11 protein-coding genes are annotated in these 15803 nt (G+C 27.8%); 10 read left to right on the top strand and 1 reads right to left on the bottom strand.

Features of this window, described 5'->3' with window-relative positions:
- Positions 1-375 precede the first annotated feature (375 nt).
- The 5 genes from thrA to dnaJ all read left to right on the top strand — a co-directional run bounded on the left by thrA (position 376) and on the right by dnaJ (position 8625).
- Positions 376-2826, top strand: coding sequence for a bifunctional aspartate kinase/homoserine dehydrogenase I (gene thrA / locus Bpudo544_RS00570; RefSeq protein WP_500825419.1), 2451 nt, complete (start codon positions 376-378; stop codon positions 2824-2826).
- Between the two features lie 35 nt (positions 2827-2861).
- Complete coding sequence (gene thrB, locus Bpudo544_RS00575) at positions 2862-3800, top strand: homoserine kinase (RefSeq protein WP_500825420.1); 939 nt, start codon at positions 2862-2864, stop codon at positions 3798-3800.
- Positions 3801-3803: 3 nt separating this feature from the next.
- Positions 3804-5123, top strand: coding sequence for a threonine synthase (thrC, locus tag Bpudo544_RS00580; RefSeq protein WP_500825421.1), 1320 nt, complete (start codon positions 3804-3806; stop codon positions 5121-5123).
- 331 nt (positions 5124-5454) lie between these two features.
- Positions 5455-7389 carry a molecular chaperone DnaK gene (gene dnaK / locus Bpudo544_RS00585; RefSeq protein WP_500825422.1) on the top strand — a complete coding sequence of 645 codons (1935 nt, stop codon included), beginning with the start codon at positions 5455-5457 and terminating at the stop codon, positions 7387-7389.
- Between the two features lie 102 nt (positions 7390-7491).
- Positions 7492-8625, top strand: a complete 1134-nt coding sequence (gene dnaJ / locus Bpudo544_RS00590; protein WP_500825423.1) for a molecular chaperone DnaJ — start codon at positions 7492-7494, stop codon at positions 8623-8625.
- A gap of 86 nt (positions 8626-8711) precedes the next feature.
- Here the strand turns inward: dnaJ and rpsT are convergent, their stop codons facing one another.
- On the bottom strand, positions 8712-8948 hold the full coding sequence (gene rpsT, locus Bpudo544_RS00595; RefSeq protein ID WP_500825606.1) for a 30S ribosomal protein S20: 237 nt from the start codon (positions 8946-8948) through the stop codon (positions 8712-8714).
- Between the two features lie 268 nt (positions 8949-9216).
- Between rpsT and ribF the strand changes: the two genes are divergently transcribed.
- The 5 genes from ribF to dapB all read left to right on the top strand — a co-directional run bounded on the left by ribF (position 9217) and on the right by dapB (position 15620).
- Positions 9217-10170 carry a bifunctional riboflavin kinase/FAD synthetase gene (gene ribF, locus Bpudo544_RS00600; protein ID WP_500825424.1) on the top strand — a complete coding sequence of 318 codons (954 nt, stop codon included), beginning with the start codon at positions 9217-9219 and terminating at the stop codon, positions 10168-10170.
- 9 nt (positions 10171-10179) lie between these two features.
- Positions 10180-13035 carry an isoleucine--tRNA ligase gene (gene ileS / locus Bpudo544_RS00605; RefSeq protein ID WP_500825425.1) on the top strand — a complete coding sequence of 952 codons (2856 nt, stop codon included), beginning with the start codon at positions 10180-10182 and terminating at the stop codon, positions 13033-13035.
- A 2-nt stretch (positions 13036-13037) separates the two neighbouring features.
- On the top strand, positions 13038-13529 hold the full coding sequence (gene lspA, locus Bpudo544_RS00610) for a signal peptidase II (protein ID WP_500825426.1): 492 nt from the start codon (positions 13038-13040) through the stop codon (positions 13527-13529).
- A 115-nt stretch (positions 13530-13644) separates the two neighbouring features.
- Entirely contained in the window at positions 13645-14589 is a 945-nt protein-coding gene (gene ispH, locus Bpudo544_RS00615) for a 4-hydroxy-3-methylbut-2-enyl diphosphate reductase (protein ID WP_500825608.1), read from the top strand.
- 164 nt (positions 14590-14753) lie between these two features.
- Positions 14754-15620 (top strand): 4-hydroxy-tetrahydrodipicolinate reductase, encoded by an 867-nt coding sequence (gene dapB, locus Bpudo544_RS00620; RefSeq protein WP_500825427.1) that lies wholly within the window; start codon positions 14754-14756, stop codon positions 15618-15620.
- Positions 15621-15803: the final 183 nt, after the last annotated feature.

Consider the following 15803-nt stretch of genomic DNA (forward strand, 5'->3'; position numbering starts at 1 on the left):
TATTATGAGAAATTTGGTTAAAAATTAATATGATGAGAATAAAGAATAAATAATATCATTTACTATATGTAATATGAATTATTTTAATTAAATACTTGCATTAAAATTTTGTAGTAAATTTAAATTTTATAAATAATTAATTGATTGTTAAAAAATTATTTTAATGATATTAATATTACTTGATTGATGATATAATTCGTTCTAATTTGTGTTTGTTCTAATTTTATATTGTTTCGTGATGATTATATTTTATATTGTAAATGATAGTATAAATAGTGTATGACTTGATCTGAGCACATATTCTATCCTAGAATTTATTATAATAATAGGTAATGAAGTATAAGATTAGATTAAGTTACATTTAGGAGATGTAATATGAAAGTATTGAAATTTGGGGGAACTTCGTTATCTAATGCACAACAATTTATACATGTAGCTAATATCATTAAAAAAAATGCTCAAAAAGAACAAATAGCAGTAGTATTGTCGGCTCCTGCAACTATTACAAATTATTTAGTATTAGCTATTAATAATACATTAAATGGTTTAAATATATCAGAAAGTATTTTTAGTATAAAAAATGTTTTTACTATTTTGATAAAAGATATAACTCAATTTCAATCTAAATTTAATTATTTGGTTGCTAATGTAATATTAGAAAAAGAATTTAATTGTTTAAAAAAATTATTACATGGGATTTCATTATTAAATTTTTGTCCAGAAAATATAAATGCCAATATTATTTGTTTAGGAGAAAAATTATCTGTAGTTTTAATGAAGGAAGTTTTAATTGCACAAAATTTAAAAGTGATGGTTTTAGATCCTGTAAAAGTAATTTTAACTCAAGGTGGTTATTCTACATCTATAGTAAATATTGAAGAATCAACTCGTCGTATTAAAAATATTTCTGTTTCTGATGATAAGATAATTTTAATGGCTGGATTTACTGGAGGTAATAAATATGGAGAATTAGTTACTTTAGGTCGTAATGGATCGGATTATTCAGCTGCTATTTTATCAGCTTGTGTAGGTGCTGATCTTTGTGAGATTTGGACAGATGTGGATGGAATTTATACATGTGACCCTCATCAAGTACCTGATGCTAAATTATTACATACATTATCTTATACAGAAGCTATGGAGCTTTCTTATTTTGGAGCTAAAATTTTACATCCACGTACTATTGTGCCTATTGCACAATTTCATATTCCTTGTTTAATAAAAAATATTTTTAAGCCTGATGGTACTGGAACTTTGATAAGTTCTCCTGATAATATTAATAATAATGTAGTAAAAGGAATTACCTATTTAAAAAATATGGTTATGCTGAGTGTATCTGGTCCAGGTATGAAAGGAATGATTGGTATGGCAGCGAGAGTATTTGCTTCAATGTATAAAGCAGCGTGTTCGGTAGTATTAATTACTCAATCATCTTCAGAATATAGTATTAGTTTTTGTGTGCCGAATCAGGAACTGGAAAAAGCTTGTGATGCTTTAAATGAAGAATTTTATTTAGAATTAAAAAATGGATTATTAGAACCAATAGATTCAATGCCAAATTTATCAATTATTTCAGTAGTAGGTGATGGAATGAGGACTCAATTAGGATTAGCAGGTAAATTATTTGGAGCCTTAGCTCGTGCTAATATTAATATAATTGCTATTACTCAAGGATCATCAGAACGTTCTATTTCTGTGGTAGTTAAAAATAATGTTACTGCTATTGGTGTAAAAGCAGTTCATCAAGTGTTGTTTAGTACTGATCAGGTAATTGAAGCGTTTATTATTGGAATAGGAGGTGTTGGTAGCGCATTAATAGAACAAATTCGAAAACAACATTTTTGGTTAAAGAATAAATGTATAGATTTACGTATATGTGGTATTGTTAATTCTCAATGTATGTTGATTAATCCAGATGGTATTAGTTTAAATGAGTGGAAAGTATTGTTAATGCAATCGAAAGAACCTTGTAACTTAAAAAAATTAATCACTATCATTAAACAATATCATTTATTAAACCCAGTAATTGTTGATTGTACTGGTAGTTTTCAAGTATCAAATTGTTATGTAGATTTTTTATTAGGAGGGTGCCATGTAGTTACTCCGAATAAAAAAGCTAATACTGGTTCTATGGAATATTATAATGCAATTAGAAATGTTGTTCATGCAACTCGACGGAAATTTTTGTATGATACTAATGTTGGAGCTGGATTACCGGTAATAGAAAATCTACAAAATTTGTTACATGCTGGAGATGAGTTAATAACATTTTCTGGAATTTTATCTGGATCTTTATCTTATATTTTTGGAAAATTAGATGAAGGATTATTATTTTCTGAAGCAACTTTATTAGCTAAAAAAAATGGATACACTGAACCTGATCCTCGTGATGATCTTTCTGGTATAGATGTAGCTCGAAAATTATTAGTTTTAGCTAGAGAAGTAGGATATCAATTAGAATTAGAAGATGTATATGTTGAGTCTGTAATACCTGGTAATATATTAAATAATAATCATTATTCTATTAATGATTTTTTAGAAAAATTATCATCTTTAGATGAGTACTTTATAAATAAAGTTAACGAAGCGAAAAATTTAGGTCATGTCTTGCGTTATATTGGTAATATACAAAAAGGTAAATGTTATGTTAGAATAGAATCTGTTGATAATAGTCATCCTTTATTTAAAGTGAAGGATGGAGAGAATGCTCTGGCATTTTTTACACAATATTATCAACCATTACCTCTAGTATTAAGAGGATATGGCGCAGGAAATGATGTCACAGCGGCAGGTGTGTTTGCTGATTTGTTACGTACTTTATCTTAATTTATCTGAAATTAATAATAGTAGGGATATAAAATATGGTTCGAGTGTATGCTCCAGCATCTATAGGTAATATTGGGGTTGGTTTTGATACTTTAGGGATGGCAATTACTCCTAGTAATGGAGAATATTTAGGAGATTTTGTCAATATTGAAAAATCTGATAGTTTTGTTGTGAAGAATGTTGGGTTATTTCATGATCAATTACCTATTCAATTAGAAAAAAATATTGTTTTTCAGTGTTGGAAAAGGTTTTGTGAATTTTTGTGTAAAAAATATCCTCCTGTGATTATTCAATTAGAAAAAAATGTTCCTGTTTCTTCTGGATTAGGATCGAGTGCATGTTCTGTTGTAGCAACATTAATTGCTATTAATCATTATTACGGATGTCCATTGAATAATGAACAATTGTTTAAACTCATGGGAGAAATAGAAGGAAAAATTTCTGGATCTATTCATTTAGATAATGTGGCTCCTTGTTTTTTAGGAGGCATGCGTATTTCTCTTGCGGTTTGTAAAAATATAAGTCAACTGATTCCCAGTTTTAATAATTGGGTATGGATTATAGCATACCCGGGAGTTAAAGTCTTAACTTCAATATCTAGATCAGTACTACCTGAACAATATAGTAGAAAAGATTGTGTCAATCATAGTCAATATTTATCTGGATTTGTACACGCTTGTCATACTCATCAAGAATCTTTAGCAATTGAGTGTATGAACGATATTATTGCAGAACCTTATCGAAATAAATTATTACCGGTAGATTTATCTTTTATTAAAAAGTGTCTTATAGAAAAAGGAGTAGTGTCTTGTGGTATTTCTGGTTCAGGACCAACCATATTTGCGTTATGTAATGTTAATTATGTAATAGATGATGTTTGCAATTTTTTATCTAATTTTTATGTAAAAAGTAAATTAGGCTTTGTAAAAGTTTGCTTATTAAATAAAATAGGCGCTCATATTGTAGTGGAATAATTAATGAAACTATATAATATTAAACAACATGATGAAAAAGTTAGTTTTTCTGATGCTCTTATACGAGGTTTAGGAAAAAATCAAGGATTATTTTTTCCTTGTGATTTACCTAAATTTTCCATATCTGAAATTAATATTTTATTAGACATGAATTTTATAGAACGAAGTACATATATTTTATCAAAATATATAGGATCTGAGCTATCGTACAAAAATATTTTGACGTGTGTTGAGAATGCTTTTAATTTTCCTGTTCCATTAGTGTTTATCAAAAAGAATATTGCAATTTTAGAATTATTTCATGGTCCAACTTTAGCTTTTAAAGATTTTGGTAGTAGGTTGATGGCACGTATGTTAATGCAACAAGTTAAAAAAAAATATGAATTAGTAGAAAAACCTTTAGTTATTCTTACAGCTACTTCAGGAGATACAGGAGCTGCAGTGGCTCATGCGTTTTATGGATTAAATAATGTACATGTTATTATTTTATATCCTAAGGATAAAATTAGTATATTACAAGAAAAATCGTTTTGTACATTAGGAAGAAACATAACTACTATTTCAGTTGATGGAAATTTTGATGTTTGTCAAAGTTTAGTTAAACAATCTTTTGAAGATAATTTTTTAAAAAAAAGATTATATTTAAATTCTGCAAATTCTATTAATATTAGCAGAATATTAGCTCAAATTTGTTATTATTTTGAAGCATTGGCTCAACTTCCTGAACGAATACGAATCAATAATAAGGTAGTAGTTTCTGTCCCTAGTGGAAATTTTGGAAATTTGACAGCAGGACTATTAGCTCAATCTTCTGGATTGCCAATAAGATGTTTTATTGCTGCCACCAATTCAAATGACACAGTACCTAGATTTTTAAAATGTGGAATATGGAATCCCTTACCTACTATTTCAACTTTTTCTAATGCAATGGATGTGAGTTGTCCTAGTAATTGGAGTAGAATAGAAGAATTGTTTAGGAGAGAGAATAAATCTTTTTTAGAATTAAGATATGGTTCTGTTAATAATGAGTTAACTAAAGAAACAATATTTAAAATTATAAAATTAGGATATATTGCTGATCCTCATACTGCAGTAGCATATAGCTTATTAAATGATCAATTAAATTCTAATGAATTTGGAATATGTCTTGGTACTGCTCATCCAGCTAAATTTAAAGAATTAATAGAGTATTTGTTAGAAGGTAAAATAAGTATTTTGTTGCCTGATTCTTTAAAAAGCCAAATAAAATTACCTATTTTATCTTATAAAATATCAGGATGTTTTTCTGAATTGCGTAACTTAATTTGTTCAATAGTACTATAATTATTTATTTGATTTTTTTATTAATAAAATTAATAATGTGTGTAAAGATTTTAATAAATATAGAGTTATATAATAATATATATAAATATAAATGATCACTGGTATATGATTTTATGTTTGGTAAAAATATAATAGTAGATTTGTTATAAATGTGAAGAGTTCATATAATTTATTTGATATAGTGAATACATATACGTGTTCTGTTTAAAAAAGTTTACGAAAAACAAGTTTATTGAAGGTTGAAAAGTGTAGTTTTGACCGCATATCAGGTTCATGGTCTGGTTAAATTGTCTATTTTATTTATGTAATATAAAATAATGGAGATGTTTAGATGGGAAAGATTATTGGTGTTGATTTAGGCACAACCAATTCTTGTGTTGCGATTATTGAAGGTAATAAGCCCCGTGTATTAGAAAATAGTGAAGGAGATAGAACAACTCCTTCTGTTGTTGCTTATACACAAGATGGAGAAATTTTAGTAGGTCAACCGGCTAAACGTCAATCTGTTACTAATCCTAAAAATACTTTATTTGCTATAAAGCGTTTAATTGGTCGTCGTTTTCAGGATAAAGAAGTACAGCGGGACGTTAATATTATGCCATATAAAATAATTTCTGCTGATAATGGAGATGCTTGGATAGATATTAAGGGACAAAAAATAGCTCCTCCTCAAATTTCAGCTGAAATATTAAAAAAAATGAAAAAAACTGCAGAAGATTATTTAGGAAGCCAAGTTACGGAAGCAGTTATTACAGTTCCTGCTTATTTTAACGATGCTCAACGTCAAGCTACTAAAGATGCTGGTCGTATTGCTGGGCTGGAAGTAAAGCGAATAATAAATGAGCCTACAGCAGCAGCGTTAGCATATGGTTTAGATAAAGAAACTAAAGGAAATAGAATCATAGCTGTATATGATTTAGGAGGGGGTACTTTTGACATTTCAATTATAGAGATTGATGATGTTGATGGAGAAAAAACTTTTGAAGTACTATCTACTAACGGAGATACTCATTTAGGAGGGGAAGATTTTGATAGTCTTTTAATTAATTATTTAGTAGATGAATTTAAAAAAGATCAAAGTATTAATTTATATAATGATCCTTTGGCAATGCAAAGACTGAAAGAGGCAGCAGAAAAATCAAAAATAGAATTGTCAACATCACATCAAACTGATGTAAATTTGCCATATATAACTGCAGATAATACTGGTCCTAAGCATATGAATTTAAGAGTGACTCGTGCTAAATTAGAGTCTCTTGTAGAAGAATTAGTTAATCGCACTATGAATCCTCTTAAATTAGCGCTTAAAGATGCAAATTTATCTGTTTCTGATATACATGATGTCATTTTAGTAGGTGGGCAAACTCGAATGCCTTTAGTTCAGAAAAAAGTATCTGAGTTTTTTAGTAAAGAACCTCGAAAGGATGTTAATCCTGATGAAGCAGTAGCTATTGGAGCAGCTGTTCAAGGAGGAGTGTTATCTGGTGATGTGAAAGATGTATTATTGTTAGATGTTACACCTTTGTCTTTAGGTATTGAAACTATGGGTGGAGTTATGACTCCTTTAATTTCTAAAAATACCACTATCCCTACTAAACATAGTCAGGTTTTTTCTACAGCTGAAGATAATCAATCAGCTGTTACAATTCATGTTTTACAGGGTGAACGTAAGAGAGCAAATGATAATAAATCTTTAGGTCAATTTAATTTAGATGGGATAGCTCCAGCTATGCGTGGAATACCTCAGATAGAGGTAACTTTTGATATTGATGCAGACGGAATTTTACATGTGTCTGCAAAGGATAAAAATAGTGGTCGAGAGCAGAAAATTACTATTAAGGCTTCTTCTGGGTTAAATGAAGAAGAAATAAAAAAGATGGTTCAAGAGGCTGAAGCCAATGCTGAGTCTGATAGAAAATTTGAAGAATTAGTGCAAATTAGAAATCAAGCTGATCATCTAGTTCATAGTACTCGGAAGCAACTAAAAGAATTAGGAGATCGATTATCTGTAGATGATAAAACCGTTATTAATAATGCCTTGAAAGAATTAGAATTAGTGATGAAAAATGAAAATAAAAATGAGATTGAATCTAAAGTGCAAGATTTGATAAAAGTTTCTGGAAAATTATTAGAAGCAAGTACTCAAAAGAGTAAAGAATCAAATTCTTCTACTCAATCTCAAAGCTCTGATAAAAATAATACTTCTACTGATTCAAATGAAGACGTTGTAGATGCTGAATTTGAAGAGATAAAAAATAAGAAATAATTATATTTTGTATGTATATAAATTAATAAATGTTAAGAATAGTAAAAATATGTAATTATTGATTTTTGGAATTTATTATTGAAAGTATAAGATAGAGGGATCATGGGCAAGAAGTCGGATTATTATGAAATTTTAGGGGTTTCTAGAAATGCAAGTGATCGTGAAATAAAGAAGTCCTATAAGCGTTTAGCGATGAAGTTTCATCCAGATAGAAATCCGGGTAATGTTTCTGCTGAAACTAAATTTAAGGAGATTAAAGAAGCATATGAAGTGTTAAGTAATCCCGATAAGCGAACTGCATATGATCAATATGGACATGCAATTTTTGAACAAAGCGGAGGAATGGGATCAGGATCAAATTCTGGAGGATCAGATTTTAGTGATATTTTTGGAGATGTATTTGGTGATATTTTTGGCGGTAATAGAAGAAATCGTTCTAGTAGAGGAGCTGATTTACGGTATGATATGGAATTAACTTTAGAAGAAGCTGTTCGTGGAGTTGTTAAGGAAATTTTTGTTCCAACTTTATCAACATGTATGAAATGTAGAGGTAGTGGAGCTAAATCAAGTGCGTCAATAGTTACATGTATGACATGTCGTGGTCAAGGACAGATACAGATGCGTCAGGGTTTTTTTTCTGTGCAACAGTCTTGTCCTTCATGTCGAGGTCATGGTAAGATTATTAAAGAAATTTGCAATGAATGTCGGGGTAATGGTCGAGTAGAAAGAACTAAGACTTTATCTGTTAAGATTCCTGCTGGAATAAGTTCAGGAGATCGGATTCGATTATCGGGAGAAGGTGAATCTGGTAAATATGGAGCGTCATCTGGGGATCTATATGTACAAGTTCAGATTAAAAAACATCCAATTTTTGATCGAGAAGAAAAAAATTTATATTGTGAAGTTCCAATTAGTTTTTCTATGGCTGCATTAGGAGGAGAAATCGAAGTTCCAACACTAGATGGTAGAGTAAAATTAAAAATACCACCGGAAACCCAAACTGGGAAGTTATTTCGAATGAGAGGTAAAGGAGTAAAATCTGTTAGAAGTGGGGGGTATGGCGATTTGTTATGTAGAGTAGTGGTAGAAACTCCAGTTAGATTGAGTGAGAGACAAAAAAAATTACTTCAAGATCTATCAGATAGTTTTGATGGACCTTGTGGAAATCAAAATAGTCCTAGATCAAAGAATTTTTTTGAGGGGGTCAGGAAGTTTTTTGATGATCTTACTAGGTAATTAGATTGTTTTATTGCTAAATAAAAAATTAAAGGCAATTAAGATCAGTGATTACAATTAGGTTATTCTGTTGTTTGTGAATAAGGTTATGATGAGATTTCTGTTATTTGTCTAAAGATTTTTGATTTACATCTAGCAGCTTTATTTTTATGAATTAACCCTTTAGAGGTTTGTCGGTCTATACATTTTTGCATAACAATGAATTGATTCATTGCAATAGTTTTTTCTTGATTTTGAATAGAATTTTTTACTTTTTTTATAAAAGTTCGTAGCATGGATTTTTTACTGACATTAAATTTTCGTTGGGTTCTTGATTTTTTGATAGATTTTTTAGAAGATTTAATATTAGCCAATTCATTTTCCTTAGCAACTGTACAGTATTAACATAATTTCATTTAGTTATATTAGCATAAATAAACAAAACTTTAAACAACTTTTATAAAAGTTGTTTAAAGTTTTGTTTATTTATATGCAATAATCATTATATTGCACGTATATAATAATATATATATTATTATATACGTGCAATGAATTTACTAAAAAATAAGAAATATATTAAATAAATATTCTATAATTTTGATAATATTTATTATGAAATTAATACGTGGATTACATAACATAAAACCTTGTCATAAAGGATGTATATTAACAATGGGAAATTTTGATGGGTTTCATAAAGGACATCAATTATTGATTTCAAAATTACATGAAAATAAAAATTATAAATTACCTGTGATGGTAATGATTTTTGAACCACATCCTAAAGAATTTTTTTCTAAAGTAGTGAGAATTCGACTAAGTAAATTTAGAGATAAAATTCAGTATTTATTTACTGCTGGAGTTGATATAATTTTATGTATAGCATTTAATGAGAAATTTGCTTGTATTGAGGCATATAATTTTGTAAAAAAAATCCTAATATATAAATTAGGAGTGCAATTTGTTTGCATTGGAAATGATTTTAGGTTTGGAGCGTTTAGAAAGGGAGATTGTAAATTTTTGAAAAATATAGGAAAACGAGAAGGATTTAAAGTAGTATGCATAGATACTTGTTTAGATCAAGATGGACAAAAAATAAGTAGCACTGCAATAAAAACTGCTTTAATAGAAGATAGAATGATGGATGCTGAGTTATTAATGGGTCATTCTTATCGTATTTCTGGTAAAGTAGTGCATGGTAATAAATTAGGGCGTGTTATTGGATTTCCGACAGCTAATATATTGTTGAAAGGAAAACAATTACCTATTCATGGCGTGTACGCAGTAATAGTACATGGAATTTTTAATTTTCCATTACCGGGTATGGCTAATATTGGGATACGACCGACAGTTTCTGGATCATCAACACAACAATTAGAAGTACATATATTAAATATATCTGTAGATTTATATTGTCGTTATATTACTATAGTGTTTCTTAAGAAAATACGTAATGAGCAATATTTTAGTTCTATACATATATTAAAAAATCAGATTCAAAACGATATGTTGCAAGTATGCGAATATTTTAAAAAATATTCTAATTATAATAAGATAGTAAAGTGAGCAAATAATATGACGAATTATAAAAATACTTTGAATTTGCCTTATACTAAATTTCCTATGCGTGCTAATTTACCAAGTGTTGAAATTAAAATTTTGAAAGATTGGTATGAAAATGATTTATATCAAATTATTCGTACAAAAAAAAATAATAAAAAACTTTTTTTATTACATGATGGACCTCCTTATGCAAATGGTAAGATTCATTTAGGACATGCAATTAATAAAGTACTTAAAGATATTATTATTAAGTATAAGGGATTATCTGGTTATAATGCGCCTTATATTCCTGGATGGGATTGTCATGGATTACCTATTGAATTAAAAGTAGAGCAACAGATTAATAAGGCTAATTTTAATAATGATACTGATTTTAAGGAATTTTGTAATATCTGTAGAAAATATGCCGAAGAACAGATAGAAATACAAAAAAAAGATTTTATTAGATTAGGAGTATTAGGAGATTGGAAGTATCCTTATTTAACGATGGATTTTAAAATTGAAGCAAATATTATTAGAACGTTACGAAAGATTATATCTAATGGTTATTTTTATAAAGGCATTAAACCAGTGCATTGGTGTGTTAAATGTCGCTCTGTTTTAGCTAATTCTGAAGTAGAATATTGTCATAATCATTGCTCTACTGCTGTTTATGTTGGTTTTTCTGTTGTTAATAATATTGATGTTAATAGAATATTTAATATTAATATACATCAAGAAAATGTTGAATTAGTAATTTGGACTACTACTTTATGGACTCTTCCTGCTAATCGGGCTATTTCCGTGCATCCAGATTATGTTTATCAATTAATTAAAACAATTGATGATAAATATATAATTATTGCAGCTGAATTAATAAATATGTTTATGAAATATATAAAATATGAAACTTGGGTAGTTTTAGGTCAAGTTGTAGGAAATACTTTAGAATATTTACAGGTAAAACATCCATTTATGTTATTTAATGTTCCTGTAATTTTAAGCAGACATATTACATTAGATTCTGGAACAGGAATTGTGCATGTTGCTCCAAATCATGGATTAGACGATTATATTCTTTTTAAAAAATATAAATTTAAAAATAATATTAGCAATATTATAGATGAAAAGGGATGTTATTTACCTAATATTCACAATAATTTAAATAAATTACATATATTTGAATCTAACTCAACAATAATCCAATTATTATATCAATCAAAAAATTTTTTAAATGTTAATTTAAATTATCAACATAGTTATCCTTATTGTTGGAGACATAAAATACCTTTAATTTTTAGAGCTACTTCACAGTGGTTTCTTAATATGGATCATATGAATTTAAGGGAGAAATTATTGAAAGCATCTCAAAAGGTAATGTGGATTCCAAATAATGGAAGTTCTAGCATGCAATCAATGATCATTAATAGACCAGATTGGTGTCTTTCTAGACAACGTATTTGGGGTATTCCAATTCCTATTTTTGTTCATAAAAAAACAGAAGATTTTCATCCTAAAACATTAGAATTTATGGAAAAGATTGAAAAACTTGTAGAAAATAATGGTATTCAAGTATGGTGGGATTTAAAAGTTGAAGAGTTTATTACAAATCAGAAGGAAGCAAGTTGTTATAGGAAATTGAATGATGTTTTGGATGTATGGTTTGATTCTGGATCTACTCATGATTCTGTAATTTCGGAAAAATTTAAATTTATAAAAGAAAAACTAGAAATTGATTTATATGTAGAAGGGTTTGATCAATACCGAGGATGGTTTATGTCTTCCTTAATTACATCTGTTGCTATTAATAATAAAGCTCCTTATAAACAAGTATTAACTCATGGATTTACTGTTGATTCTCAAGGAAATAAAATGTCTAAATCTCTTGGGAATATTATTAGACCGAAAGATATAATAGATAAATTCGGATCAGATATCTTACGGTTATGGATTGCTTCTTCTGATTATTCTAGAGATATGACGATATCAAATAGTAATTTGAAACATGTAATTGATATGTATAGACGTATTCGAAATACCATGCGATTTTGTTTAGCAAATTTAAATGATTTTAATCCAGATGAGAATTTAGTGTCGCCTAAAAATATGGTTGAATTAGATCGCTGGATGATAGATCATACTTTATTAGTGCAATTAAAAATTATATCTAATTATGATAAATATCAGTTTCATAATGTGATTCAGAATATTATGAAGTTCTGCTCAATTGAAATGGGTTCATTTTATTTAGATGTAATTAAAGATAGACAATATACTTTAAAAAAAAATAGTGTAGCTAGACGTTCTTGTCAGACAACTTTATATCATATTTTAGAAGCTATGGTACGATGGATTGCTCCTATTTTATCTTTTACTGCAGATGATATTTGGAAATATATTCCAGGGAAACGTTCAAAGTATGTATTTACTGAAGAATGGTATAATGGATTATTTAAATTAGATGGAAATCAAATTGTAAATAATGAGCTTTGGAATATTTTTTTTTATGTTCGTAAGGAAGTAAATAAAGTCATTGAAAAGTCACGAATTGACGGTGTTATTAAAGGATCTTTAGAAGCTAAAATTATTTTAAATGTTACTCCAACATTAGCACATAAATTACGAATATTAAGTGATGAATTGGCATTTGGATTAATAACATCTTCTGTTATTATATCAGAAGATATTCATGATATTGATATAATTGAACAGAAAAAAAAAGAAAATATTATTGAGTTGAAGGTTACTTTAGAAAAGTTTCAAGGAAAAAAATGTCTACGTTGCTGGAATTATACATTAAATGTGAAACAATATGCTAATTATATTAATATTTGTTCTCGTTGTGCTCAAAATATAATGGGATTAGGAGAAAATCGTCGATTTTTTTAGTAATGAAAATTAAACTTATTTATAAATATTGTGTGTGGTTATCTTTTTCTGTGTTTTTAGCATTATTGGATATTGGTGTTAAACAATGGATAAAAACTCATTTTTTTATTGGGGAGATTCAACATATACTACCTGGTATTAATGTTTGTCATATTCAAAATTCGGGATTAGCATTTGGATTATTTTCTAGTATTGGTAATAATATTTATTTCAGATGGACATGTATTGGAATAATAATATTTATACTTTTTGTATTAGTTATAATAGTTTATAAACTAAAAAAATATTGCCATTTTTATGATGGTTTGTTATATGCTATGATCGTTGGAGGATCTGTAGGAAATTTATATAGTCGAATACTTCATAATGCAGTGATTGATTTTATAGATATTTATATTAATTATTGGCATTGGCCGATTTTTAATATAGCAGATATAGAAATTTGTATAGGAGTTACATTTTTATCTGTTAGATGTTTTTATGATAAAAAATAAATATAATTAATTAATCGTTTGTTTAGTAAATGTCAAAAAAAAGATTGAGCTTGAGCGCATGAAATATATAAAGAATTTTTTTATTTTTATTAAATATTGGAGGTAATTGTCTATTATTAAAATTATATTAGCTAATCCCAGAGGTTTTTGTGCTGGAGTAATTAGAGCTATTAATATTGTAAAGGAAGTAAAAAATATTTATGGAGCTCCAATTTATGTAAAGCATGAATTAGTACATAATGATTATGTAATTTCTGAATTATTAAAATTAGGTATAATTTTTATTGAAGATTTGAATGATGTTCCTGATGGTTCTGTATTAGTTTTTTCAGCTCACGGTGTTTCAAAGCAAATAAAAATCCAAGCAAAAGATAAAAAATTAATAGTATTTGATGCAACTTGCCCTTTGGTAAGAAAAGTACATATGGAAGTATTTCGTGCTAGCAGAAAAAAAATGGAAGTAATTTTAATAGGACATTTTGGTCATCCAGAAGTGGAAGGGATTATTGGACAGTATGAATATACTAGTGATGCGAATACAAGTATACATTTGATTCAATCTAAAAAAGATGCTTGGTCGTTGCAAATTAATTATCCAGACAATGTTTATTGTGTTACACAAACGACTTTATCGATAGATGATACTTTAGAAATTATTAAAATTTTGAGAAAAAGATTTCCTAATATGTTGGAACCTAAAAAAAGTGATATTTGTTATGCAACATTTAATAGACAAGATGCACTAAAAAATTTAGCATTACTTACAGAGGTAATTTTAGTAGTAGGATCAACTCAATCGTCTAATTCTAATAGATTGTTAGAGTTAGCTCATAAAATCGGAAAACCTGCTTATTTAATTAGTAATACTAATAATATTCAAAAAAGTTGGATATCTAATGTAAATAGCATTGGAGTTACTGCAGGAGCATCTACTCCGGAAATTTTAGTACAACAGGTGTTGGAAAAATTGCGCGAGATCAATGCGTATGATGTAATAGTTGAGAATATATTCGGGAAACAAGAAAATATGTTTTTTGATATACCAACAATATTAAGATAAGTGATAAGTAATGAAAGTATGTAAATAATTTATTGTTAGATTATATATAAATTTACATATAGTTTGAAAGGACTATTATTTTATTTATGTTATAATCCTCTGTTTGGAATATAGATGAAATAATATTGATGTTATTAAAGTTTTTAATTGCAGGTATTTTAATTATGATAAACGATACCCCTATTCGACTTGCTGTCACAGGAATAACAGGTCGAATGGGAAAAGAAATAATAAAGTGTATTATTCAAAAACAAGATTATCAAGTTAATAAAAAGTTTATTTTAGGAGCAGCAATAAGTAGAGCAAAAACTGGGATTTATAATATAGATGTAGGAGAACTTATTAAAATTGCTAATGTTGGAATATATGTTACGAATGATATTGAGTTAGTGAAAAAAGATTTTGACGTATTAATTGATTTTACTTCTCCTGAATCAACTATGGAATATTTAAAATTTTGTATATTAAATAATAAAAGGATGGTTATTGGTACTACTGGATTTAATAAGATTCAACAAGAGATAATTAAAGATGCATCTAAGAATATAGGAATTGTGTTTTCTTCTAATTTTAGCGTGGGAATGGCTGTAATGTTAAAATTATTAGAATTGATGAAGATGCAAGTTATAAGAAATTTTACAAATATAGATATAATTGAAACTCATCATAATAAAAAAAAAGATATTCCTTCTGGAACAGCGTTAATGATTCGCAATACTATTATTAAAAATGATTTATGTGATAAATCATCATTGACTAAAGATATGCAGTGCAATAATAAGTTATATGAAGAAAAATCTGAGTTTAGTAATAATATGTGTAAAGATATCACGATTCATTCAATACGTTCTGGAGATATTGTTGGTGAACATTCAGTTTTGATTGCTGGAATAGGAGAGTATTTAAAAATAACTCATCAAGCATATGATAGAAGAATATTTGCAAATGGAGCAGTGCTTTCTGCTATTTGGTTAGGACGATCAAAAATAGGATTATTTGGGTTAGATGATGTATTAGAGTGTAATATATAATTATACAATTGATAGTATTGTATTTGATAATATTTGTTGTGTTTTCAATATTATTAAACTATAATTATTACATTATAAAATAATGTACTTACATTATTTTATTAATATAAATTATAAGGTTTTTAAAGAACCGAAATTTTTGTAAAATAATAGCCGTAATTTATAAAAATATAGAGGTGTTTG

The organism is Blochmannia endosymbiont of Camponotus pudorosus (assembly GCF_059934925.1).